The sequence below is a fragment of the Pseudomonas sp. GW821-FHT09C10 genome (genome assembly GCF_059418085.1).
Genome location: NZ_JBWKPE010000004.1, coordinates 301,922 through 327,565, shown reverse-complemented (window position 1 = coordinate 327,565; position 25,644 = coordinate 301,922). Strand labels below are relative to the sequence as shown.

At 61.9% G+C, this 25,644-nt stretch carries 18 protein-coding genes; 9 read left to right on the top strand and 9 right to left on the bottom strand.

Going from position 1 to position 25,644, the window contains the following annotated elements; translation table 11 throughout:
• Positions 1-8 precede the first annotated feature (8 nt).
• The 8 genes from atpG (at position 9) to AC07OT_RS10720 (ending at position 8,819) form a co-directional block, all read left to right on the top strand.
• Positions 9-869, top strand: coding sequence for a F0F1 ATP synthase subunit gamma (gene atpG, locus AC07OT_RS10755; RefSeq protein ID WP_003195829.1), 861 nt, complete (start codon positions 9-11; stop codon positions 867-869).
• 27 nt (positions 870-896) lie between these two features.
• Complete coding sequence (gene atpD, locus AC07OT_RS10750; RefSeq protein WP_003177062.1) at positions 897-2,273, top strand: F0F1 ATP synthase subunit beta; 1,377 nt, start codon at positions 897-899, stop codon at positions 2,271-2,273.
• Positions 2,274-2,317: 44 nt separating this feature from the next.
• Positions 2,318-2,734, top strand: coding sequence for a F0F1 ATP synthase subunit epsilon (locus AC07OT_RS10745; protein WP_003177061.1), 417 nt, complete (start codon positions 2,318-2,320; stop codon positions 2,732-2,734).
• A 122-nt stretch (positions 2,735-2,856) separates the two neighbouring features.
• Positions 2,857-4,224, top strand: a complete 1,368-nt coding sequence (gene glmU, locus AC07OT_RS10740) for a bifunctional UDP-N-acetylglucosamine diphosphorylase/glucosamine-1-phosphate N-acetyltransferase GlmU (protein ID WP_495108046.1) — start codon at positions 2,857-2,859, stop codon at positions 4,222-4,224.
• 228 nt (positions 4,225-4,452) lie between these two features.
• Entirely contained in the window at positions 4,453-5,220 is a 768-nt protein-coding gene (locus AC07OT_RS10735) for a DeoR/GlpR family DNA-binding transcription regulator (protein ID WP_027608178.1), read from the top strand.
• Between the two features lie 10 nt (positions 5,221-5,230).
• Entirely contained in the window at positions 5,231-7,063 is a 1,833-nt protein-coding gene (gene glmS / locus AC07OT_RS10730) for a glutamine--fructose-6-phosphate transaminase (isomerizing) (protein WP_027608179.1), read from the top strand.
• A gap of 58 nt (positions 7,064-7,121) precedes the next feature.
• On the top strand, positions 7,122-7,484 hold the full coding sequence (locus AC07OT_RS10725) for an avidin-fold protein (RefSeq protein ID WP_495108045.1): 363 nt from the start codon (positions 7,122-7,124) through the stop codon (positions 7,482-7,484).
• A 132-nt stretch (positions 7,485-7,616) separates the two neighbouring features.
• Complete coding sequence (locus tag AC07OT_RS10720) at positions 7,617-8,819, top strand: Fic family protein (protein WP_495108044.1); 1,203 nt, start codon at positions 7,617-7,619, stop codon at positions 8,817-8,819.
• Positions 8,820-8,841: 22 nt separating this feature from the next.
• Here AC07OT_RS10720 and pbpC read toward each other — a convergent pair whose 3' ends face one another.
• From pbpC to AC07OT_RS10675, 9 genes are all read right to left on the bottom strand, one after another.
• Entirely contained in the window at positions 8,842-11,139 is a 2,298-nt protein-coding gene (pbpC, locus tag AC07OT_RS10715; RefSeq protein WP_495108043.1) for a penicillin-binding protein 1C, read from the bottom strand.
• Entirely contained in the window at positions 11,120-16,924 is a 5,805-nt protein-coding gene (locus AC07OT_RS10710) for an alpha-2-macroglobulin (RefSeq protein ID WP_495108042.1), read from the bottom strand. The genes pbpC and AC07OT_RS10710 overlap by 20 nt, the downstream gene beginning before the upstream one ends.
• 93 nt (positions 16,925-17,017) lie before the next feature.
• A complete protein-coding gene (locus AC07OT_RS10705; protein WP_065937920.1) occupies positions 17,018-17,218 on the bottom strand; it encodes a DUF3077 domain-containing protein in 201 nt (66 codons plus the stop codon).
• Positions 17,219-17,732: 514 nt separating this feature from the next.
• Positions 17,733-18,665 (bottom strand): phosphatidate cytidylyltransferase, encoded by a 933-nt coding sequence (locus tag AC07OT_RS10700; RefSeq protein WP_017528659.1) that lies wholly within the window; start codon positions 18,663-18,665, stop codon positions 17,733-17,735.
• Position 18,666: 1 nt separating this feature from the next.
• Positions 18,667-19,287, bottom strand: coding sequence for a lysophospholipid acyltransferase family protein (locus AC07OT_RS10695; RefSeq protein ID WP_027608186.1), 621 nt, complete (start codon positions 19,285-19,287; stop codon positions 18,667-18,669).
• Between the two features lie 9 nt (positions 19,288-19,296).
• Positions 19,297-19,740 (bottom strand): hypothetical protein, encoded by a 444-nt coding sequence (locus AC07OT_RS10690; RefSeq protein WP_495108041.1) that lies wholly within the window; start codon positions 19,738-19,740, stop codon positions 19,297-19,299.
• Positions 19,730-21,028 carry a phosphatase PAP2/dual specificity phosphatase family protein gene (locus tag AC07OT_RS10685; protein WP_495108040.1) on the bottom strand — a complete coding sequence of 433 codons (1,299 nt, stop codon included), beginning with the start codon at positions 21,026-21,028 and terminating at the stop codon, positions 19,730-19,732. Before AC07OT_RS10685 ends, AC07OT_RS10690 begins: the two co-directional genes overlap by 11 nt.
• Positions 21,029-21,030: 2 nt before the next feature.
• On the bottom strand, positions 21,031-22,785 hold the full coding sequence (locus AC07OT_RS10680; RefSeq protein ID WP_495108039.1) for a bifunctional alpha/beta hydrolase/class I SAM-dependent methyltransferase: 1,755 nt from the start codon (positions 22,783-22,785) through the stop codon (positions 21,031-21,033).
• A 10-nt stretch (positions 22,786-22,795) separates the two neighbouring features.
• Positions 22,796-23,419 carry a CDP-alcohol phosphatidyltransferase family protein gene (locus AC07OT_RS10675; protein WP_495100778.1) on the bottom strand — a complete coding sequence of 208 codons (624 nt, stop codon included), beginning with the start codon at positions 23,417-23,419 and terminating at the stop codon, positions 22,796-22,798.
• Positions 23,420-23,737: 318 nt separating this feature from the next.
• On the opposite strand from AC07OT_RS10675, the gene hflK reads away from it, so the two are divergent.
• Positions 23,738-25,642, top strand: a complete 1,905-nt coding sequence (gene hflK / locus AC07OT_RS10670) for a protease modulator HflK (protein ID WP_495108038.1) — start codon at positions 23,738-23,740, stop codon at positions 25,640-25,642.
• Positions 25,643-25,644: the final 2 nt, after the last annotated feature.

Below are 25,644 nucleotides of genomic sequence, written 5' to 3'. Positions count from 1 at the left end.
GGTGTTACATGGCAGGCGCAAAAGAGATTCGCAGTAAGATTGCGAGCATCAAAAGCACGCAAAAAATTACCAGCGCCATGGAAAAAGTGGCGGTCAGCAAAATGCGCAAGGCACAAATGCGCATGGCTGCTAGCCGTCCTTATGCGGAGCGTATCCGCCAGGTAATTGGGCATCTGGCCAACGCCAACCCGGAATACCGCCACCCCTTCATGATCGAACGCGCCGTCAAGCGTGTGGGTTATGTGGTAGTGAGCAGTGACCGTGGTTTGTGCGGTGGTTTGAATACCAACCTGTTCAAGGCCCTGGTCAAGGACATGGCGGTAAACCGCGAAAACGGCGTCGAGATCGATCTGTGTGTTGTTGGTAGCAAGGGGGCGGCCTTTTTCCGCAACTTCGGCGGTAACGTCGTTGCAGCTATCAGCCACCTGGGTGAAGAGCCGTCGATCAATGATTTGATCGGCAGTGTGAAGGTGATGCTGGATGCGTACCTGGAAGGCCGGATTGACCGCCTCTCCGTGGTATCCAACAAATTCATCAACACCATGACCCAGCAGCCAACCGTGGAGCAATTGATTCCACTGGTGGCGACTCCGGATCAGGAACTCAAGCACCACTGGGACTACCTCTACGAACCAGACGCCAAAGAGCTGCTTGACGGCTTGATGGTGCGCTACGTGGAGTCGCAGGTGTACCAGGCGGTGGTCGAGAACAACGCAGCTGAACAAGCGGCGCGGATGATCGCGATGAAAAACGCTACCGATAACGCCGGTGATCTGATCAGCGATTTGCAGCTGATCTACAACAAGGCGCGTCAGGCTGCGATCACCCAAGAGATCTCGGAAATCGTCGGCGGCGCTGCCGCGGTTTAACGGTTCAAATATTCAGAGGATCCAGCTATGAGTAGCGGACGTATCGTTCAAATCATCGGCGCCGTTATCGACGTGGAATTTCCACGCGACAGCGTACCGAGCATCTACAACGCGCTGAAAGTACAAGGCGCGGAAACTACTCTGGAAGTTCAGCAGCAGCTGGGCGACGGCGTAGTTCGTACCATTGCGATGGGTTCCACCGAAGGCTTGAAGCGCGGTCTGGACGTTATCGACTCCGGCGCTGCCATCTCCGTACCGGTCGGTAAAGCGACCCTGGGCCGGATCATGGACGTACTGGGCAACCCGATTGACGAAGCTGGCCCGATCGACACCGAAGAGCGCTGGGGCATTCACCGTCCAGCACCTTCGTTCGCGGAACAAGCTGGCGGCAACGACCTGCTGGAAACCGGCATCAAGGTTATCGACCTGGTTTGCCCGTTCGCCAAGGGCGGTAAAGTCGGTCTGTTCGGTGGTGCCGGTGTAGGCAAGACCGTAAACATGATGGAACTGATCCGTAACATCGCCATCGAGCACAGCGGTTATTCCGTGTTCGCCGGTGTGGGTGAGCGTACTCGTGAGGGTAACGACTTCTACCACGAGATGAAGGACTCCAACGTTCTGGACAAAGTGGCACTGGTCTACGGTCAGATGAACGAGCCGCCGGGAAACCGTCTGCGCGTAGCACTGACTGGCCTGACCATGGCCGAGAAGTTCCGTGACGAAGGTAACGACGTTCTGCTGTTCGTCGACAACATCTACCGTTACACCCTGGCCGGTACTGAAGTATCCGCACTGCTGGGCCGTATGCCTTCCGCAGTAGGTTACCAGCCGACCCTGGCTGAAGAGATGGGCGTTCTGCAAGAACGTATCACTTCGACCAAGGAAGGTTCGATCACTTCGATCCAAGCGGTATACGTACCTGCGGATGACTTGACCGACCCATCGCCTGCGACCACCTTCGCCCACTTGGACGCCACCGTCGTTCTGTCCCGTGACATCGCTTCCCTGGGTATCTACCCAGCGGTCGATCCACTCGACTCGACTTCGCGCCAGCTGGACCCGAACGTGATCGGCCAGGAGCACTACGACACCGCTCGCGGCGTTCAGTACGTGCTGCAGCGTTACAAAGAACTGAAGGACATCATTGCGATCCTGGGTATGGACGAGCTGTCGGAAGCCGACAAGCAGTTGGTAAACCGTGCTCGTAAGATCCAGCGCTTCTTGTCGCAGCCGTTCTTCGTGGCTGAAGTCTTCACCGGTGCTTCGGGTAAATACGTTTCCCTGAAAGACACCATTGCTGGCTTCAAAGGCATCCTCAACGGTGACTACGACCACCTGCCAGAACAAGCGTTCTACATGGTCGGCGGCATCGAAGAAGCGATCGAGAAAGCCAAGAAACTGTAATCCAGGCGCCCGGAAACGGGCGCTCATCAGGTTGAGGCAATCAGATGGCTATGACAGTCCATTGCGATATCGTCAGCGCGGAAGGGGAAATCTTCTCCGGTCTGGTAGAAATGGTGATTGCACACGGCGAACTCGGTGACCTGGGTATTGCCATGGGCCACGCGCCATTGATCACCAGCTTGAAGCCAGGTCCGATCACTCTGACCAAGCAAGGCGGGGAAAAGGAGGTGTTCTACATCTCCGGTGGTTTCCTTGAGGTTCAGCCGAACATGGTCAAGGTACTTGCCGACACCGTGCAACGTGCTGGCGACCTGGATGAAGCCTCCGCTCAGGAAGCCGTCAAGGCTGCCGAGAAGGCCCTGAACGAAAAGGGTGCGGACTTCGACTACAGCGCTGCTGCTGTACGTCTGGCCGAGGCTGCAGCTCAGCTGCGCACGCTCCAGCAGATCCGCAAGAAGTAAGCGGCGACGCCGTGATGCTTATGCGCGATTGATTAAAAAGGGTAGCCTCGGCTACCCTTTTTCTTTTTTAGCAAAACACATCTTTGGTCTGAAGCCGGACCGCCCAGGATTGGTAGCCATTCATGTCTCTTGAAATCGTCATTCTCGCCGCAGGCCAGGGCACCCGCATGCGTTCGGCCCTGCCCAAGGTGCTGCACCCGGTCGCGGGCAATTCCATGCTTGGGCATGTTATCCACAGCGCTCGTCAACTGGACCCGCAACGTATCCACGTGGTGATCGGCCACGGTGCTGATGTGGTGCGCGAGCGCCTGGCGGCGGATGACCTGAATTTCGTATTACAGGACAAACAACTGGGCACCGGCCACGCCACCGCGCAAGCTGTGCCGTTCATTACCGCCGACACCGTGCTGATCCTCTACGGCGACGTGCCGCTGATCGAAGTGGAAACCCTGCAACGCCTGCTCAAGCATGTGGTGCCCGGCCAGATGGGCCTGCTCACCGTTGAGCTGGATGACCCCACCGGTTACGGGCGCATCGTGCGCGGTGCCGACGGCAAGGTCGCGGCGATCGTCGAGCACAAGGACGCCAGTGAAGCCCAGCGGGCTATCACCGAAGGCAACACCGGCATCCTTGCGGTGCCTGCCAATAAGCTCGCCGACTGGATGAGCCGCCTGTCCAACAACAACGCCCAGGGCGAGTACTACCTCACCGATGTGATCGAGATGGCCGTGAGTGATGGCCTGCTGGTCGCCACCGAACAGCCCCACGACCCGATGGAAGTGCAGGGCGCCAATGATCGCAAGCAGCTTGCAGAGCTCGAGCGTCACTACCAACTGCGTGAAGGCCGCCGCCTGATGGCCCAGGGCGTGACCCTGCGCGACCCTGCGCGTTTTGACGTACGCGGTGAGGTCACCGTGGGCCGCGATGTGCTGATCGACATCAACGTGATCCTCGAAGGTCGCGTGATCATCGAAGACGACGTGGTCATTGGCCCGAACTGCGTGATCAAGGACAGCACCCTGCGCAGGGGCGTGGTGATCAAGGCCAACAGCCATATCGACGGCGCCGTAATGGGCGAGGGCAGCGATGCCGGTCCGTTTGCGCGGTTGCGTCCGGGCACTGTGATGGGCGCCAGGGCGCACGTCGGCAATTTCGTCGAACTGAAAAACGCACGCATGGGCGACGATGCAAAGGCCGGCCACTTGGCCTATCTGGGTGATGCGGTGATCGGTGCGCGCAGTAACATCGGTGCTGGCGCGATCACCTGCAACTACGACGGTGCCAACAAGTACCAGACGACGATTGGTGAGGACGTCTTCATCGGCTCGAATAACTCGCTGATTGCACCTGTGACTATCGGTGATGGTTCGAACACTGCCGCAGGCTCAACCATCAATCAGGATGTGGATAAGTCCCAACTGGCCGTAGCCCGTGCCCGCCAACGCAATATCGACGGCTGGAAACGCCCGGTCAAAATCAAGAAAAGCTGAGTTATCCACAGCCTCATCAGCAATGCTATCCAAATGTGGGAGGGGGTTTGCCCCCGATGGCGGATTTTCAGTCAAGGTTTTAGTCGACTGATCTACTGCAATCGGGGGCAAGCCCCCTCCCACATTTGTCGTGTGTTGCTTGAAAAATCTGTTTCCGACGCTTGACGATATCTTCCCAATAGGTTTTGATTGCCTTCGTTATCTTTCGAAACGAAACTTATCATCACCATGTCGAAACGAAATACACCCCAACGACGCCACAACATCCTGACCTTGCTCAACGAACAGGGCGAAGTCAGCGTGGACGAATTGGCCAAGCGTTTCGAAACCTCGGAAGTCACTATCCGCAAGGACTTGGCCGCGCTCGAAAGTAACGGCCTGTTGCTGCGTCGCTACGGTGGCGCGATCACCATGCCTCAGGAACTGGTGGGCGACCCCGCCCAACCGGTCTCGGCCTACAAACGTGCGATCGCCCGTGCTGCGGTGATGCGTTTGCGTGAACACGCCCGCATCATCATCGACAGCGGCAGCACCACTGCGGCCATGATCCCGGAACTGGGCCACCAGCCCGGCTTGGTGGTCATGACCAACTCCCTGCACGTGGCCAGCGCCTTGAGCGAACTGGAACACGAACCGGTGCTGTTGATGACCGGCGGCACCTGGGACCCGCATTCGGACTCGTTCCAGGGCCAGGTCGCCGAGCAGGTGTTGCGTTCCTACGACTTTGATCAACTGTTCATCGGCGCCGACGGCATCGATCTGCAACGTGGCACCACCACCTTCAACGAATTACTGGGCCTGAGCCGTGTGATGGCCGAGGTCGCCCGTGAAGTGGTGGTGATGGTCGAATCCGACAAGATCGGCCGCAAGATTCCCAACCTGGAACTGCCCTGGAGCAGCGTCCATACCCTTATTACCGATGATCGCCTGCCGCTTGAGGCCCGCGACCAGATCCAAGCCCGCGGCATTACGCTGATATGCGCGGCAATCATCTAGGAGAAGCACCATGTGTGGAATTGTTGGCGCAGTCGCCGAACGTAACGTTACTGCCATCCTGCTCGAAGGCCTCAAGCGCCTGGAATACCGCGGCTACGACAGCGCGGGTGTGGCCGTCTTCACCAACGCCGGCAAGCTTGAGCGCATGCGCCGCCCAGGCAAGGTCAGCGAGTTGGAGCAGGCGTTGGCCGGCGAGCCGCTGGTAGGTCGCCTGGGGATTGCCCACACCCGCTGGGCCACCCACGGCGCACCGTGCGAGCGCAACGCCCACCCGCACTTCTCCGGTGACTTGGCCGTGGTGCACAACGGCATCATCGAAAACCACGAAGTGCTGCGCGAACAGCTCAAGAGCATGGGCTACGTGTTCACCTCGGACACCGACACCGAAGTCATCGCCCACCTGCTCAACCACAAGCTCAAGGACCACAGCGACCTGACCGCCGCCCTCAAGGCCACGGTCAAGGAACTGCACGGCGCCTATGGTCTGGCCGTGGTCAGCGCCAGCCAACCGGACCGTGTGGTTGCCGCCCGCAGTGGCAGCCCGCTGGTGATCGGCCTGGGCCTGGGTGAGAACTTCCTCGCCTCCGACCAATTGGCCCTGCGCCAGGTGACCGACCGCTTCATGTACCTGGAGGAGGGCGATATTGCCGACATTCGCCGTGAAAGCGTGGCGATCTGGGACGTGAACGGTAATTCCGTCGAACGCGAAGCGGTGCAATACCGCGACGGTGCCGAGGCCGCCGACAAAGGCGAGTTCCGCCACTTCATGCTCAAGGAAATCCACGAACAACCGGCCGTGGTGCAGCGCACCCTGGAAGGCCGCCTTGGCGACAAGCAAGTGCTGGTCAACGCCTTCGGCCCGCAAGCCGCCGAGCTGTTCGCCAAAGTGCGCAATGTGCAGATTGTGGCCTGCGGCACCAGCTACCACGCCGGCATGGTTGCCCGTTACTGGCTGGAAGAACTGGCCGGCATCCCGTGCCAGGTCGAAGTCGCCAGTGAGTTCCGCTACCGCAAGGTGGTGGTGCAGCCCGACACCCTGTTCGTGACCATTTCCCAGTCCGGCGAAACCGCTGACACCCTGGCCGCGCTGCGCAACGCCAAGGAGTTGGGCTTCCTCGCCAGCCTGGCGATCTGCAACGTCAGCATCAGCTCCCTGGTGCGTGAGTCCGACCTGACCCTGCTGACCCAGGCCGGTCGCGAAATCGGCGTGGCGTCCACCAAAGCCTTCACCACCCAGTTGGTCGGCCTGTTGCTGCTGACCCTGTCCCTGGGCCAGGTTCGCGGCACCTTGGCTGCCGGCGTCGAAGCCACCCTGGTGGAAGAACTGCGCCGCCTGCCGACCCGCCTGGGCGAAGCCTTGGCCATGGACAGCACCGTGGAAAAAGTCGCCGAGTTGTTTGCCGACAAGAACCACACCCTGTTCCTCGGCCGTGGCGCGCAGTACCCGGTGGCGATGGAAGGCTCGCTGAAGCTCAAGGAAATTTCGTACATCCACGCCGAAGCCTACCCGGCCGGTGAGCTCAAACACGGCCCGTTGGCCCTGGTGGACGACGACATGCCGGTGGTCACCGTCGCGCCGAACAACGAACTGCTGGAGAAGCTCAAGTCCAACCTGCAGGAAGTCCGCGCCCGTGGCGGCCAACTGATCGTGTTCGCCGACGAAAAAGCCGGCATGACCAACGGCGAAGGCACCCACGTCATCAACATGCCGCACATCCACGACACCCTGTCGCCGATCCTCTACACCATCCCGCTGCAACTGCTGTCGTACTACGTCGCCGTGCTCAAAGGCACCGACGTCGACCAGCCGCGCAACCTGGCGAAGTCGGTGACGGTGGAGTAACCCGCTCCACCCTGGAGGCCCGCCCGGGTCTCCAGGTACCCGAAAGGACGCGCCTTCGATGAGCACCCCCTCGCAGATCCACGAGCGTTTGCACAACCGCCGATTCACCGTCGCCAATAACACCCACGGGCTCTCCGGCGCGGGCACGGTGTTTCATTACCTTGTCGAGGGCGATGCCATTTCCGGTACCTACCAAGGCGGCCGAATTCGCCTGGGTACGCAGGTCGGCCGCGTCACAGGCCCGGACGCTATCGAGCTGCTGTATCAGTGCCTGACGCTGGAAGGTGAGCTGCTGGCCGGCTGGTCGCGGGGCATCATCGGTGTCGATGCTGCCGGGCGTACCACGCTGAGTTTCGTGTGGGGTTGGTTGTCGGGGGCGACGGGAGGCGGGGAGTCGAACTACGTGGAGCTGGTTGTATAGGCTAAAAAGAATCAGAAAAAAAATCAGAAAAATGTTTAGCAGATAGTTGTATAAAATCTTGGATTTATCCCGCTACTATTGGACCTTAAAGGAAAACAGATTCGAAAAAAAATCGGAAAAATGGTGAGGAAAATGACGCAGAAGTTCATCTTCGGGAATCACTGGTTGGAACCTGTCTGGCCATCTCCAGGTTTTCCTGCGTCGATTTTACGTACGGCAGAGACGCTATCGTTTCGTGCCGGAAAACTCACGGGTTTGCTCCCCGAAAACACCGCTATTCGCATCGGCGGCCTGATGCGGATCACCAATAGTTACTACAGCAACCTGATTGAAGGCCAATTCACCGAGCCTGCTACGTTATCTACACGAGTACCCAGGCGCGACTCCAAAGAACTGCGTGAGCTGGCCGAAAGTCACATCGGCGTTCAGGCGTTACTGGAGCGAACAGTACGTCGGCCGAAATCAATTGACGCGCCTTGGAGCGTGTTCTTTGCTCCTGAATTCATTTCTGTCATTCATCGCCGCCTTTTTACAGGTGCCAGCGACGACGACTTGCGGCTGAGTGATGGGCGCTTAATGGTGCCGGGTCAATTGCGTGATAGTGCACAACGCAATGTCTTGGTGGGTGATCATGCAGCGCCTGCCTGGGAATCCGTCGCCCCCATGCTCACCCGCCTTCAACAGGTATATGGGGGGCAACCTGATCTGACGTCGCGAATTCTCAGCGCTCTTGCTTATCACCATCGTCTTGCGTTTATTCACCCATTTGAAGATGGCAATGGCCGAGTCGTGCGCATGATTACGCACTTGCAGTTGATGCGCCTTGGGCTAGCGTCCCCACTTTGGTCACTTTCTCGGGGGCTGGCACGAAAACAGGATGAGTACTATGGACGCTTGCGTGCAGCGGACCAGCCGCGTCGCGGTGATCTCGACGGTCGTGGTCAGCTGACTCAAGGTGGGTTGTTCGAATTTGTAGAGTTCATGCTGCAAGTCTGCATTGATCAGATGGAGTATGTAGAACAAGCGATGGGCCTGGTAAGTCTGCGTCAGCGGCTTGAGAGAGTGATTGGGCTTGAGGAGCGATTCATTGGGGCTGGAGTGAAGCCGGAAATGGCCAAGGCCATCCATATCCTGCTAACTCAAGGTGAGATTGCCCGAGCGGACTTCAAAATCTTTTCTGGGCTGCATGATCGCGTAGCAAGTGATCAGCTTAAAAAGTTAATTGATTTGGGCGTAGTTGAAGCGCCGTCTGCCAAGTCACGCTCGATTTTTCCCGGCCTACCCGTATGGTTCGCGCAGATGATATTCCCTGATCTTCATCGGCGCTTTTACTGAGCCAGGGGTCAGAGGCGGCTTATCACGGCACAAACTCCACCCTCAACCCCCGACTCGCACTGCGCCCCTGATCATCACTGACCCGCAGCCGATACTCCCCCGACTTGCCCGGCCGCCAGTTCAATGTGGCTTGCGGCGGGCCTTGGCCGATCAAGGTTTGATCAGCAAACCAGTACAGCATCGCCGCATCGCTGGCCGCATTCGCGTTCAGCGGGATGCTTTCCTGGGGTTGGGACAGGCGCAACTGATAGCTCACTTGAGTCAGCGGCGAGCGAATCTGCGGGGCTTCGCTCTGGTCGCTGATGCGGTTGGGCTGGCAGTTTTTCATCACGTTGGGTGGCGTGCGGCGGGGCAGGCCGGCGGCGCGGTACAGGCGTTGGATGTCGCTGGGCCAGAATTCGAAGACTTCCTCGCGGGTGTATTGCGCCTCGAACGGCGGGCACGCGGCTTTGCCGGTGCGGGTGTCGATCAGTACCGGGCGGTGCAGGTTGGACACGCGAATCGGTGACACGCCGGGGATGTACCAGGTCTTGCGGGTTTGCGGGCACCAGCGGTTGGGCAACTCGCCCGAGGCGGCGCAGACGTCGATGCGCACCAGGCCGGCGGGTGGTTTGTCGGCCTTGATCACGACGTTGGGCAAGGCCAGGGGCAGGGCGTCGGCGATACGGAAGAACAGCGGCGCGGCGGTCTTGGCACCGATAAACGCCGGGTTGGGGCGACCATCGAAGTTGCCCACCCACACCACCAGCACGTATGGGCCGACCAGGCCCGCGCTCCATGCATCATGGAACCCCCAGGACGTGCCGGTTTTCCAGGCGGTGCGCCAGTGCCGCGCGGGCAGGCCATCCGGGCGTGGGTTACGACGCAGCATGTCGCGCACCATAAAGGCCGCCTGCGGGGTGAGGAGCTGCGGGCCGGTAGCCTGGGGCTGCTCCTGCAGATAGCGCAACGGCCGCAGATGGCCGTCGCCCGCCAGCATCACGTACAGCCGCGCCAGTTCCTCGGGTGTCATCTCACCGCCACCGAGGGCCAGGGCCAAGCCGTAATGGCTTTCACCGCGTAGGCCCTTGACCCCGGCGCGTTGCAGCAACCCATACAACGACGGCGACTTCACCTGGCTGGCCAGCCACACCGCCGGGATATTCCGGCTACGGATCAACGCATCCCGTGCGGTCAGAGGCCCGACAAAACTGCCGTCGAAATTTTCCGGCTGGAAGTAGCCGAAGTTACTGGGCAAATCCTTGAGGATACTCATGGGGTGGATCACCCCTTGATCCAGCGCCAGCCCGTAGAGAAACGGCTTGAGGGTCGACCCCGGCGAACGGCGTGACAACACGCCGTTGACCTGGCCGTGGATGCCTGTGGATAAGTAATCCGCCGAGCCCACCAGCGCCTTGACGCTCTGGTCGCGGCTGTCGATCAGGATGGCCGTGGCATTTTCCACACCGGTGCTGCGCCGCTCGGCGATAAAGCCGCTGATCAGGCGTTCGAGCAGTTGCTGCAGGGGCAGGTTGAGGGTGCTGTTGAGTTCGTTGCCGGGCTGGGAGGCCAACAGCTGCTCGCTCAGATGCGGCGCCAGAAACGGGATCTGCTGGCGGTTGCGGGCTTCCAGGGGCAGCTCGAGCAAACTGGCGTTACGCGGGTCTTGTGGATAGGTTTCGCGCCAGTCATTCATCAAGCGCAGTCGCGCGTTTTGCAGTGACGGCCCGAAGCGTGCGCGCCGCCCCGGCTGCTGGGGAATCACCGCCAGCGCCAAGGCTTCGGACAAAGACAACTGCGCCGCCGCCTTGCCGAAGTAGATGCGACTGGCCGCTTCGGCGCCTTCGATATTGCCGCCCATGGGCGCCAGGTTCAGGTACGCCTCGAGGATGTCGTGCTTGCTGTAGCGCGCTTCCAGCCACAAGGCCAACGCCATCTGCTGCAATTTGCCGGGTACCTGGCGGGTGTTGAGATCCCACAGGCGTCGCGCCAGTTGCATGCTCAAGGTCGAGCCGCCCTGGCGTTGGCCGCCGCTGTAGGTGGCCAGGGCCGCGCGCAGCAACGCCGGGGGATTGATCCCCGGGTGCCAATGGAAATTGCGGTCTTCCTTGAGCAGCAAGGCCTCCACCAGTGACGGCGAGATGCGCTCCAGCGGCAGCCATAAGCGGTATTGGCCGTCATCCGCCAGGGTCATGCGCAGCAGCGAACCGTCATCGGCCAGCACCACCCGTGACGACGTCACAGCCTGTTCCAGCGGAGCGTGGGGCCATAGCCGCAGCCCCGCCAGCACCAGCGCCGCTGCCAGCAGCGGCGCCAGGTGTTTAAGGCTTGGTAATTTCAAGCTGGCCTACTTTGCCGCGCCCTTGCAGGGTGGTTTCGTACATGCCTTCGGCGTAGGCCGGTGGCGTATTGAACGTGCCGGCGTTGGTGGCGCGCACGCGATAGACGAAGGTGCCTACGTCGCGCAGTGCCGTGCCGTACAACACCACCCGATCATCACGCACATCCACATAGTCCGGCTGCCAGTTGCTCAGCTCGGTTTCGCCGATGGGCGCTTGCCAGGCATCGGCTTCTTGTTCGCTTTCTTCTACGTATTCGGACGCTTCGCCTTCACTGTCCTCGCTGCTGGCGGCTTCCGGCTCCGGCGGCAAGTTATACACAGGCTCGACGCCACCGGGCAGCAGGTCGACCACGGCCACTTGCTGCACCTGGTCACGGTCGGTGGCACGCAGACGCAAGCGCACCAGGAACTCATCGCCCACCGCCACTGTGCTCACCGGCTCGCCTTTGAGGTCGAGGTATTCGTGGATGATCTCCAGCCCGTTGTTGATCGGCTTGAGCTTGGCTCCCTTATCGAAACCGGCTTCGCTGAGCATGTAGAACGCCGCCGGGCCGTCGGATTTTTCCATCAGCAGTTTTTGCGTGGCGCCCGGTACCGCCGCGCGCGGTGGCTGGCCGGCCATTTCCAGCAGTTGTTGCTGCTTGTCGCCCAGCCAGGCGGTGGCCTTGAGGGTCATATCGCTTTGCGCGCGCTGGCCGTAGTTGTCCAAGGCACGCAGCAACAGCGCTGCCGACAGCGAGTTGTAGCGCTGTTCGTTGAGGCGCTTGCCGAGTTTATCCAGCAGGGCGGTAGGGACATCGTCCAGCAACTCGGGGAAATGGCGAGCGAGCAGATGCAGGTGCTCGGCATCGTGGACCAGCGGGTCGTAATACAGGCCGTCGCTGTCCCACTTATCCACAAGCGAACGCCAAGGGATCTTGCGGAACACGGTGTCGGCCTGGCGATCCTGCTTGAGCAGTTTGTAGCTGGTCGCCAGGTAGGCGGCGCCCAGGTCGTTCTGCCAGCTGTCCTTGAAGTAGCTCTCGTAACGTTCGCGGATATCGCTCAAGGCGCCGCTCACCAGAATCCCCTGACGACTCAGCAGGTAACTGGCGTAGGCGCGGTTGCGCAATTCCGACAGGCCTTCGCTCGGGCCGTTGGCCAGGTCCGTCAGATAGCTGTTGGCGCGCACCAGCAGGTCTTCCGGCACCGGCAGCCCGCGCTCCTTGGCTTCGATCAGGAAATCGGTGGCGTACAGGCTGGCGTAGGGCGCCACATCCGGGTTGGCGGCCCACAAACCAAAGCCGCCGGCCTGGTTCTGGCGCTGGCGCAACATACGCACCGCGCTGCTGAAGGCCTGTTCTGCCTCGGGTGCGGTACCGCCCCAGATCAACGCCGGCATGGCCTTGGACACCAATTGCTCGGTGCAGGCATAACCGTAGTCATCCAGGTAATGCTTGAGGCCGTTGGCCCATACCAGCGGCGAGGCAGCCACACCCAGTTGCACGTCGCGCAACTGGCTGAACAGTTCACGGGTGGGCTTGAGCTCTTTGCTGGCGCTGTCGAAACGGCCCAGGCTCAGGGCCACGCGATGCTCGCTCAGGGGACGGATCGAGGTGGTTTCCGCCACCTGGATCCGCTTGCCATCCGGCAACACGGCGACAAAGCGCAAATCCGCCGAACCGAGGGTTTCGCCGACCTTGATCTTGAACTCGGCGGTGCCCTCTTTGCGCGGTTGCAGGGACAAGGTGCTGGCTTTGTCGCCCTGCACCACCAGGCCGTCGCTGGTCTGCACTTCAAACTTCACGTCCGCTGCCGCCTCGAGGTTGCTGAATACCCCGGCGCTGACGTTGAACACATCACCCGGCGCCACGAAAGCCGGCACGTTCGGCGTGATGACGATCGGGCCACGGACCTCGGTATTGGCCTCGCTGACGCCCACGCTGTCGGCGTCCACAGCCACCGCGAACAGGTGCAGCTTGCCGTTGAAGCTGTCCGGCACTTGGTAATGCAGCACAGTTTCACCGGCGGGCAAGTCCACCAGCCCTGACCACCAGGCCACTGGCGGCTGATGTTTACGCTTGAACGGGTTGAGGTGATTGGCCAGGGCGCCTTCCGTATCGCCACCGGGCGCCGCCCCACTGAGCAGGCGGCTGAATTCCGGCAGGATCAGGTCAAGGATCTGACTGGTGCCGACTTCCAGCGCACGTTTCTGGAAGAAGAAGCCCAGCGGGTCCGGCGTCTGGTAGCGCGCTACCTGCAAGATGCCTTCGTCCACTGCATACACCACAGCACGGCCGGGGCGGTCGGCGTTGATCTTGATGTCCAGCGTCTGCCCCGGCTCGATTTTCGCCGGGCCCTCGACCTTCAACGCCATGCGCCGCGCATCCAGGTTGATGCTGAACGGCACCACCCCGTAGGACAGCGGGCTCATGTAGACCTCGGACGAGCCGATGTCGCGCACAAACTGCACGTTGACGTAGGCATTGCCCTCAAGCCCCGCAGGCACGCGGATATGTTGCACGCTGTTGGTACTGTCGGCCTTGAACCACTGCTGGGTGTAGACCTTGTCCCGCTCGATGGTGATCAGGCCCGCACCGGTGTAAGGCGCGCGGATGCTGATCGCGATCTCATCGCCGGTGGCGTAGCTGCGTTTATCCAGGCGCAGTTGCAGCTCGGCGTTGCGTTCCAGGGAGCGCGAGGTATTCCCGCGTCCGGCCACGCTGTAGTCGATCTGGTTGAGCAGGTTGCCGTTGGCGTCCTTCACTTGCAGGGTGAAATCCCCTGGGGTGGCGGTGTTCAGGGTCTGCCTGGCGCCGTCCTTGGTCATCACCAGCGGCGAGGCCGGCTGGCTGATGTTCTTGATGCGCGACTCGTACTTGTAGGTGCCGTTGGACTGTTTCACCAGTACCGACACGTAGCGATGCTCGACCACTTCGCTGGTCAGGCCATCCACCGCCAGCGGAGTGAGGTCTGGCGCGACGGCCAGCCAGTGCACCTGGCGCGGGGCGTCCTTGGCGACGTACGACAGCGAGTCCTGACTTTTCACACCCACAAGGTAGGGCGCGGACGACACCAGCAAGGCACTTTGCGCCGCCACGTTACGGCCCCCTTCGGCCTCGAACACCTGGGTCATCACTTGCAAGCGATAGGTGCTGTTGGCGAAGCGTTGCAGGTTGAGGTCGAGTATGGCCTGGCCGTTGTCGTCGACGGTGGTTTCGGCCAGGTCTTCGGTGCTGGCCTCTTCCAGGGAATCGTTGAGGCGGAAACGGTAGTCGGGGTAACGCTCGAATGCCGCGAGCGTCGGGCTCAGGGACATCTTCGCGGTGACACGACGGCCGGCCGCCGGGGCGCCGAACAGGTGCATCGCGGTGACCTTGGCCACCACCTGGTCCGGTGGAATCCAGCCCTGTACCGGGGTGTCGTGCAGGCTCAGGCTGACCTTCATGCGGTCCGGTTCGAAATCGCGGACCTTGAAGCTGACACTGCCGAGGTCGGTGCGGGTCTGTTTCTGGCCAATCAACTGCAAGGTCGCGGTGTAGTCACCGGCGGGGGCGACTTCGCTGCTGGGGAAATCAAAGGTTTCAAAACCGCTGGCGGACAGCTTCAGCGGCTGGCGAATCACTTCCAGGCCGCGCGGGTCGGTGATCTGCAGCTCCACGGGCAGGCCTTGCAGGGCGCCTTTCCAGTTGCCGCTGCGCACGATCATGCCCAAGTGCGCGGTTTCGCCAGGGCGGTAGAGGCCACGATCGGTGAACAGGTAGGCACTGAGGCGATCAATCGCGCCGTCTTCTTCCAAACCGCCTACGTCGAAGCGCGACAAATCCAACTGCTGGGACTGACGGGCGATCGGCAGGAACGACTGGTCATTGCCGCGGGTGACCACATACATCAGCGGCGTCTTCTCACGGCGCAGTTCATCCAGCTTGGCGAAATGCACGTGGCCTTCGCCGTCGGTGTGGCCGCTGCTTACCGGCAGACCGTTGCGGCCGATGATGTCGACCTGGGCGTCGGACACCGGCGAACCGTTGCCGATGGATTGCACATACACGTCATGGCTGCCATCGCTGGAGCGCTTGGCGATGATGCCGAGGTCGGTGACCACGATAAAGCGCAGGTCAGAGGTGGTGCTGCGCGAATAGTCGAACGTGCGCTCGGCCGGCTCATCCTGAGGGCTGAGCTTGAGCACGAAAATGCCGCGACGGCCACCGTTGGCGGTGAGGTAGTGGCTCAGATCGACGTTGTCATACACAGTTTTCGCCGGGTCCGAGGACGACAGCGCAATATCCAGGGACTGGCGTTCAACCATGCGGTCGAAATACTCGTTGCCGAAATTGGGCCGGGCAAAGCTGCCGCTGCTCTGGTCCACCAGGTGCTGCAATTGGTTGGGCAGCAAGCGCGCGATTTCCACATGGGCGCCAGGTACACCACGGGCCATGAAGCCCAGGCGTTTTTCGCCGTTAAGGCTGAGCAACGCGCCGTCGGACAGGAACTGCAAGGTGCGCGGATAAGCCGGCATGCTGATCAGCGAGGCTGTAGGGTTTTTCGCCAGGTAGCCGCCGATGGCTTCCAGGTTGGCGGGCACGCGCACATACAGCGCACGGCCGGCCGGGGCCTTGAACTTGAAGGCGTGCAGGGTGTTCAGCGGTTCGACGCTGGGCACGTGGGTCAGCGTGACCTTGGTACTGCGGGCCAGCAGGGCATCGTCGATGTCGTTGCTGTTATAGGGACGGGTGTCGTCCTGGGCCTTTTCCGGCAACAGCCAGGCCTGGACCTTACCGGCAATGGTGTCATCGGCCACGGCACTGGAGCTGCTGAACATCAGCACCGGCTCAGGCTCGCCGCGTTCGTTATCCACAAAGGCCACTTCGGCGCCGGTAAAGGTCAGGCGATAGCGGCCAGGCACGGTGACTTCCGCCACCAGCGGCGCGGTGCTGGCGTTGCCGCCGTCGCGGGCCTTGATGCCTTCATCCAGCTTGGCGCTGACCGGCGTGCTTTCCAGCGGTGTGGCCAGGGCGGCGGAGCGCACGTAGGCGTTCAGCCTGGTCTCGTCGAAGCTGATGTCCGGGCGGTTGGGCAACTGGGCGTCGCGGTAGGCCAGGCCTTTGCCGAGAGTGACCGAAACGCGCTTGCGCAGGCTGTCTTCATCGACCGGGTGGGAAAAATGGAAGGTCGCCACCAGTTGTTTCAGCGTCGGGTTCGACGGGTCTTGATACAACTCGTTGTGTGTCAGGGTCGCGCGGAATGGCTGGGTGGAGAACTGGCTGCTGTACTGGCTGAGCAGTACGCCATCGGCCAGCAAACCTTTCCTGGCCAGATCAAGGGTGTAGCCCGCTTCGATGGGCCAGTCTTTCTCCGGTACGAACAGCAGCGTGCGGTCATCGGACCAACGCCAGCTCCCGGCCACATTGGGTTTGAGGGTGATGCCTTCGGTGACCGGCTTGCCAATGGCGGCCAGCGGGGCCACCGATTCGGCAAAACGCACTTGCAAGTTATCCACAACCGGCGGTTGCTGGGTGTAGTCCGTCAGGTTGGGTTTGTGCAGCGAATAGCCCACGGTGTGGGGCTGCGGCAGGTTGGAGTACCAGTGCCAGCCATAGAAGCCAGCGGCCGCCAGCAGCACCAGGCCCAGTACGCCGGCACCGGCCTGGCGCGGATAAGCGCGGGCTTTGTTACCCAGGTTCGCCAGGCCACGGCCGATGGCGCGCAGCCATAGCGGCGGATGCCATTGGCCGAAAACGGCCCCCACCACAGTCAGAAACACACCGACAACACGACGGCTGATGGCTTTGAGCGAATCGAACATGGTGAGCATCCCTGGCTAAGTGCGGCGTATCTTACAGGGTCTTTGATACAAAAGATGACGCCGATACGCCGCACAGCGGGGATGTTTACCGAGTCAGCGGGGGCCCATGCATTCTAGCGAGCGGTCTACCATCACTTTGGCCATTTCCATGAGGTGTCCGGCGGCTTTGGGCGAGTCGCGCAACTGTTCGGCACAGTGGAGCAGGTCTGAGGCGTAGACCAGTGCGTCTTCGAAGCTGATTTCGGGGTGGGGGATGAAAAAGGGATGGGGCGGACCGGGTTTTACTTTGCTCATTGCGGTAACTCCAATGTAGGTAATTGGAGCTGCCACGAGTCGCGACTAAACGATGGGGTGGCAGCTGTACGCAGGTTAGTCGACCGGAACATTGGGAACCCGGCGCACCCGAAGGTGCCCTGCGCACAGCCACCATAAAGCGTTGGCAGAAAAAAACGCCATGCTTGAGATGGCGCTTGTGCGCCCAATGTAAATCTTTCCCGAGCGACTAAACCCGGTCACTGAATTGGCAGTGACGAACGCAGACTAGCCACCGAAAAGGCAGGGCACAAGCGGCTGGGATTCTCTCGGAAATGTCCTGCGAAATAAAGAGAAGCGAGAGGTAGGAGCAGCGGTTTCAGACTTTGCTTAAACCTCGAAAACACCAGAAAACCAATGTGGGAGGGGCAGTGCGACGATTCGACTTACTCCCGATGACTGTGGATCAGTCGAAACTTTCAGCGACTGGCACACCGCCATCGGGGGCAAGCCCCCTCCCACAGTTTGATCTTCATTGGGCTTGAGAGGGGGGGGGTCAGGTCCACCAGTAGCGCACGAGGTGGAAGAAAATCGGTGCCGCAAAACACACCGAATCCAGGCGATCCAGCATGCCGCCGTGGCCTTCGATCATATGCCCCCAGTCCTTCACCCCCCGGTCGCGCTTGATCGCCGACATCACGATGCCGCCGGCGAAGCCGAGCAGGTTGATCAGCAGTGCGATCAGGAACGACTGCCAAGGGTTGAACGGCGTGGTCCACCACAGCGCCGCACCGATCAGGGAGGACAACAGAATCCCGCCGACAAAGCCTTCCACGGTTTTCGACGGCGACAGGTTGGGCGCGATCTTGTGTTTGCCGAACAGCTTGCCGCACACGTACTGCAGCACGTCCGAGAGTTGCACCACGATCACCAGGTACGCGATCAGCAGCAGGTTGCGGCCTTCGTAGCCGGGGATGTCGAGGGTCAGCAGGGCGGGCACGAACGACACGCAGAACACTGCGATCATCAGCCCCCATTGCACTTTGGAGGCGCGTTCCAGGAAGTGCGTACTGTCGCCGCCGAGGGAGGCGAGGATCGGCAGCAGCAGGAACACATACACCGGGATAAAGATCGAGAACAGCCCGTACCAGTCCGAGTAGATCAGCAGGTATTGCAACGGCAACGCCAGGTAGAACGCGGCCACCAGGGCTGGGTAGTCGCTGCGCCGGGTGGGCGTGAGGGTCAGGAATTCGCGCAGGGCGTAGAACGACACTGCATAGAACAGCAGGATCACCGCACCGGTACCAAGCCAGAAGGCGATACCAATGACCACCACCATCACCCACCAGGCGTTGATGCGGGCGTTGAGGTTGTCGATCACCGCATTAGGCGTGCCACGGGTGCGCAGTTTGAGGATCAGGCCGATCAGCGAAGCGAGCACCAGGATCGCGCCGATGCCGCCAAATAACATCAGGGTTTGGCTATCCATCTCAGGAGTGCTCCGGGGCGAGGGCGAGCAGGGCGTCGCGGGTTCGGGCAAGGAACGCGGCTTTGTCTTCGCCTTCTTCCAATTGCAAGGGGGCGCCGAAGCTGGTGGTGCACAGCAAAGGCAGCGGCAACACGCGGCCCTTGGGCATGACCCGGTTCAGGTTGGCGATCCACACCGGAATCAATTCGGCCTGTGGGTAACTTTTGGCCAGATGGTAGATGCCGCTTTTGAACGGCAGCAAGCCGTCCTCCAGGTTGCGCGTGCCCTCGGGAAAGATGATCAGCGAGTCGCCGCCTTCCAGCGCGGCGAGCATGGGCTGCAGGGGGTTATCCACAGGGTCCTTGCGCTCGCGGTCGATCAGCACGCCATTGAACACGCGGTTGATGATGTAGCGTCGCAGGGCGCTTTTATTCCAGTAATCGCTGCCGGCCACCGGGCGCGTGAATTTGCGCAGGTTCTGTGGCAGTGAGGCCCACAGAAGCACGAAGTCGCCGTGGCTGCTGTGGTTGGCGAAATAGATACGTTGCACCGGCACTGGCGCGCAACCCAGCCACAGGCTGCGGGCGCCGGTGACGGTGCGGGCCATGGAGGTAATCAGCGTGGCGACCACGGGTTCGAACATGGGGGTTCCTTATGCGGCGAAAGGCAGCCAGGGGCTGGCGAGGATCACGGCGAGGGTCAGCAGCGCTTGCGCGCCCAGCAGCCAGGCTTGTTTGCGCAGCAATTTGAGGGCGCCGCGACGGCGCTCGGCCCAGGGCCGGCCGGCCCGCTTGGGCGATTGCAGGCCAAGGGTTTGCAGGGCTTGATCGAGGTCCGCCGTGCGCTCGATGTCGCAGGCCAGCAGGGCGAACAGGTCGGCGTCAAAGGCCACCCGCAGCGCCCAGTACTTTTGCAGCAGCCCGAGGATAATCATCCACAGGCTGAGCAGCAGGCAGATGGTTGAAACACTCGCCATCAGCAACTGGGCCAGGCCGAATAACACCCCGGCGACGGTCAGGCCTGTGGATAACTGATCCAGCGAACGGCCACGGCGCAGCAGGCTGGCGACCACCTGGAGTTCCATATCAGCGGGCATGGGGCAAACCCTCCAACGCTTGACGATGAGCAGGATGCAGGACCACATGGGCCCGCGCTGTACGAATAATAGCCAGCGCTTGGTCCACCGTGGCAGCGCGCCCACTGTGCAGCAGCCAGGCGGCGATGGCGGTGGCGCTGCGTGAGTAGCCAAGGGCGCAGCACACCAGCACCGGGCCGCTTGCACGCAGGCGCTCGATGGCCTCGGCGGCTTGCTGGCAGTCGGCGGGTGTCGGGGCGATCAGGTCCAGCACCGGGATGCTTTGATACGCACGGCCCTGTGGATTAATCGGCAATTCGGCACAGAGGTCGACGATGGCGCTGAATGGACCCTGCTCTTTCGCACTGGGAATCCGCCCCAGCCAGACGTTATCCACAATCAGGTCCGGCTGTGGATGTTTGCGTGTCCACAGGCGCGAATTTATCCACGCCGCGGCCAGGTAGGGTGCGTACAGCCAACGCGCAGCAGGTGTAAGCCGGCCATCGGTGCGTTTTTGAAAGCCCGCAGCGCCGAGCACCAGGTAATTGGCCTTGATCAGGCCCAGGGACACCGCCGGCCAGAGCAGCCATAACCAGCCGCCGCCCAGGGAAAACGCGAGAACTGCCAGTGCCAACGCCCCCAGGCCGTAGCGCAGGCCCAAGCGCCAGCGCTTCGAATCCCGGGTAAGGCGTGCATTCAGCAAGGGGCTTGGGTGTTCCACCGGCCACAGCCACACGCATAGCCAGCCGGCGAGGGCGCCTGTGGGTAAGTCGATAAAGTGATGTTGATAAGTGGTCAGCACCGAAATACCGATCAAGGCGAACCAGCCATGCACCAGCCAGCGCCATAACCCTTGGGTGTGGCGCTGATACATGACCCACAGGATCACCAGCAGCGCGATATGCAGCGAGGGCGCCTGGTTGAAGGGTTTGTCGAACCCCGCCAGCACGGCAAACAGCCAGCCGAACACGCCATCCAGTTCCGGCCGCTTGAAGGTGAAGCGCAGCGGCCAGATCAGGAAGCAACTTACGGCGATGACCTGCGCGCTGAGCAGGCGCAGCGCGTGTTGCTTCAGCTCATGGCGGCTGTTGGGCAGCAGCAGGGAGAACCCGTAAAGCAGGTCGATGGACCAATAGGGCACGATGGTCCAGGCCCAGAACGGCATATGGGTTTCCCAGCCGAACACCAGGGTGCCGACATCGCTGCGCTGGCTGGTGACCCAAGTGGCGAAGCCGTAGGTGCTGAAAAACAGCGGCGCCAACAGCAGCAGCCACAGCACCGCTGGTTTCAATAGACCGGGTTCGCGCATGGTCAGATCTTCTGGGCCAGGGACACGGTAAAGATGCCCCACTCATCCACACGCTGGGTGATCTTGCGAAAGCCTGCAGCTTCAACCAACTGGTCCATTTCTGCCTGGCTGCGACGGCGCATCACCCAGGCCTGGCCCTGGCGATGGCTGGTCAGTGCGCGGGCGATCAGTTCCAGTTGCGGGTGCCATGGCTGGCCGGTGTAGACCAGGTAACCGCCGGGCTCCACGGCTTCGGCCAGGCCGGCCAACGAACCGCCGACCATGGCGTTATCGGCAAACAACTCATACAACCCGGACACCACCGCCAGCGTCGGCTTGGGTTGCAGGGCCGCCAAATCCAAGCGGTCAAACGCATCGCCTTTGACGAACTGCGCGATATCTCCCAGGCCCTTCTCACGAATCAGCGCGCCACCGTCGCGCACGTTGATGTCGCTGTAGTCGCGCAGCAGGATCGATTCCGGCAGCGGCGACACGCCCTGCAAGGCTTCAAGAATGTAGCGGCCGTGGCCGGCGGCGATGTCGACGATGCGTACTTCGCGCTGTTCATCCCTCAGCTTGGCCATGGCCAGGCGCAGCAGTTCCTCGACGTTCAACTTGCGCTGGCGAATACCGCGCCAGCCGATGGAGTTGAGGTAGTTGGTGTCGATCATGCGGCCCAGCCCGCCTTTGCCGGTGGGCGTGTTGCGGTACACGTAGTCCAGGGTGCTGCCGGAGTCGAAGCCGGTGTCGAAGCCCAGCTTTACACCGTCCGACAGGTTCTTGCCCAGGCCCATGCTGGCGCGGGTCAGGCGCCAGTACAGGTCGCGCAGGGAATTGCGTGGCAAGGGCGCAGCGAGGGATTCGGATTCGGCGCAGGTGGCGCCCAGTTTGTCGGCGTCCAGCAGGGACGCACGGTCCAGCGGGTGCGCGAAGTTCTGCAGGATAAAGCGCCTGGCGCTGCTCACGGCCACCGCGCGGTCACGCTCGCCGAGGGTGTCGTGGAAAAAACCGGGGAGGATATGCAGTTCTTTTTTCAGGCTGCCAAGGCGGTCGAAGAATTGCTGCTGGGGTTTGCGGTGCACCACAAAGTCGGCGCCCGAGACCAGCAGTTGGGTCGGCACCTGGATCGCCTGGGCATCGGCGACAACCCGGTCGGCGGCTTCGTACAGGCCCAGCAGCACGTTCACCGAGATGGCCTTGGTGATCAGCGGGTCGCTGTCGTAGGACGCCACGCGCTCCGGGTCATGGCTGAGGAACTTGGCCTTGACGTAGCTGTTGACGAAGAAGTTGCCGCGAAACCTGCGCATGAGCGCCAGGCCCGGCCGGGCAAAGGGCACGTACAGCTTGACCTTGAACGCCGGGGACGCGAGCACCAGGGCGCGGATTTTCGGCGCGTAGTCATGCACCCAGGTGGCTGCGATCACCGCGCCGACACTTTGGGCAATCACGGCACAGTCTTCTTCCTCGATGCCATAAGTGGCGCCGATATGGTCGCGGAAGGTCTGCACATCACGGGCGCTGGTGGCGAAGCTCGGGCTGTCGCCGCGTTCGCCGGGCGATTGGCCGTGACCGCGGGCGTCCCAGGCGAAGAAGTCGAACTGCGGCAAGTCCAGTTCATCCACCAGGTGCGCGATACGCCCCGAGTGCTCATGGCCGCGATGGAACAGCAGGATCGCCTTGCGCGGCTCGCCGCCCGCCGGCGCGCTGGCCGGCCAATGACGGTAGAAAAGCTCGACGCCGTCATGGGTACTGAAGGTGTGCTCTTGCTGTTCGCGCATTGCAAAATCCTTATGCAGAAGGGGAGATAGGTTGTTCTTCTTTCAAACCCTGGCGCACCCGGTTGACCAGGGTGTAGGCGAGCAGGGCGGCGACCAGCCACATCACCGTGTCGACCCAGCCAGCGCCGAGCCAGCCCAGCGCCACACCGATGGCCAGCACGCCGAGGACAAACGCGCGGTCACTCTTGCCCATCGGCCCGTCATAGCGCCGTGACGCGCCGACCATCGGCCCCAGCACCCCGGCGTATTCGCTGAACACCGCCAGCAGCGCCACCAGCAGCACGGGCACCAGGCTCACGCCGGGGATCAGCGCGAAGGGCAGGATCAACGCACTGTCGGCAATCACGTCGCACAATTCATTGAGGTAGGCGCCCAGGCGCGACTGCTGGCCGAATTCCCGGGCGAGCATGCCGTCGATGGCGTTGAGGGCCATACGCAGGATCATCCACAGCGGGATCAGCGCAAACAGCCACAGGTGCTGGGCGAAGCTGGCGATCAACAGGCCGACCAGCAGGGAAATGACCCCGGCCAGCACGGTGATCTGGTTGGCCGTGGTGCCATTGTCATAGAGGCGCTGCACGAGGGGACGCAGCAGGTTCTGAAACCGCGGTTTGAGCTGATAGATCGAAATCATGGGGGTGACGCTTCCTTGTCCGAGAGCCCGCGAAAAACTGCCTGGAGTGTGCCGATTATTCATGGCCTATACCAGTGATGGCGCGTGTTTATGGGGGTTTAGTCACGATCTGGAAAGCACTGAGGGACAAATGTGGGAGGGGGCTTGCCCCCGATAGCGGTCTACCGGTTGATGCATGTGCCGGCTGACCCATCGCCATCGGGAGCAAGCCCCCTTCCACAGGAGATTTTTGCCATGTTCAAAAACCCTGTTTAACGAACAAAAATTTCACGCCGCGTGTTATATCGTAACGAATTGTGTACAAGCGGGCGTGAGTGGATGCAAGTGGATCTAGAGGCGGACGGCGCTTCGGTGGAAGGCCTGCCGCGTTTTCAGCAAGGGCTGTTCCATGCCCGCCGATTGCGGCAAGCCGGTATCAGCCTGACAGTACTGGCCGTAGTCGGTTGGTTGCTGGCGTTGTTTGTCGCGCTGTTTGCACCGTTGTTGATCTGGCCGGTGGTGTTAATCAACTGCGCATCGGCCCTGCTGGTGCTGGTGGCAGGGCTGCAGTCGGCGTGGTGGGTGGCCGATTGGCGGGCCCAGGCGCTGGAGGCGCCGGCGGCCGAATTGCCCGTTGAAGAAACGGGTCGCTACGCGCGCCTTGTGGAACGCTTTGGCCGGCAGATCGGCGCCCCGGTCTTGTGGCTCGGCGGCTGGTCGCTGCTGGCGCTGGTCAGCATCATCGAATTCTGGAACCTGGGCCTGCCCTCGGCGCCTGTCGGCCAAGCGGCCAGCGTGGGGGCGGCATTGGCGTTGGCGCTGGCGTTTGCCTTGCTGGTGTTCGAACGGCGCCTGGCTCAGGAAACCACGGCCCAGTGGCCGGAAGCCGCGCAACTGGCGCAGTTGAGTCGGGTGGCGATTATCTGCCTGGTGGTCAGTGCCATTTGCCTGCTGTTTGCCGGGGCCGAGTCGGTCTGGCCGTTGCGCCTGGCGGTGCTGGTGGGGCTGTTGCCGGCGCTGGTGGCGGTGGAGTTTCTATTAAGAGGTGTGCTGTCGCTGTTCAGCCCGCGCCAGCCGCGCCTTGAACCACGCCTGATGGCGCAGAGTTTCATCGCCGGGTTGCTGCGCTGGCCGCCACAACCGTTGCTGGCGTTGCAGCACGAATTACACAACCGTTTCGGCATCGACCTGCGCCAGATCTGGGCGTTTACCTACATGCGCCGGGCGTTTTTGCCGGTGCTGCTGGTGGTGCTGGCGGTCGGCTGGGCGCTGACCGGCGTGCATGAAGTGCCCCTGCAAGGCCGTGGGATTTATGAGCGCTTTGGCAAGCCCGTCGAGGTGTTCGGCCCTGGCCTGCATGCCGGCTTGCCGTGGCCTTTGGGCCGCGTGATCAACGTGGAGAACGGCGTGGTGCATGAGTTGGCCACCAGCGTCAGCGAGGCCGCCGCACCGGAGCTGGCGCCTGCCGAAGGCCCGGCACCGCTGATTGCCAATCGGCTGTGGGACGCCAGCCATGTGAATGACAAATCCCAGGTGATCGCCAGCAGCAGCGGCGATAAACAGAGCTTCCAGATCGTCAACATGGATGTGCGCTTCGTTTACCGCATCGGCCTCACCGACCAGGCCGCGCTCGCCGCCACCTATAACAGCGCGGATGTGCCGACCCTGATCCGCAGCACCGCCAGCCGCATCCTGGTGCACGACTTTGCCTCGCGTACCCTCGACGAATTGCTCGGCGAACAACGCACCCGCCTGGCCGACGAAATCGGCCGCGCCGTGCAGGCAGACTTGCAGGCACTCGACAGCGGCGTGGAAATCCTCGCCACTGTCGTGGAAGCCATCCACCCACCGGCCGGCGCCGCCAATGCCTACCACGGCGTGCAAGCCGCGCAGATCGGCGCCCAGGCCCTGATCTCCCGCGAGCGCGGCGCCGCCAGCGAACACACCAACCAGGCCTTGCTGCAAGCCAGCACCGCCCGCGACCAGGCCTTGGCCACCGCCCGCGAAGTGAATGCTGGCGCCCAAGCCACCGACCTGCGCTTTACCGCCGAACAAAAGGCCTACGCCGCGGCCGGCCGGGCCTTTGTGCTGGAACAGTACCTGGGCCAACTCAGCCTGGGCCTGGCCCACGCCAAGCTGCTTATTCTGGATCACCGCCTGGGCGCCGATGGCGCGCCGACGATTGATCTGCGTTCTTTTACTTTGCCGGCCGACCCTTCGCTGCCGCGTAAAGCCGTTCAATAAGG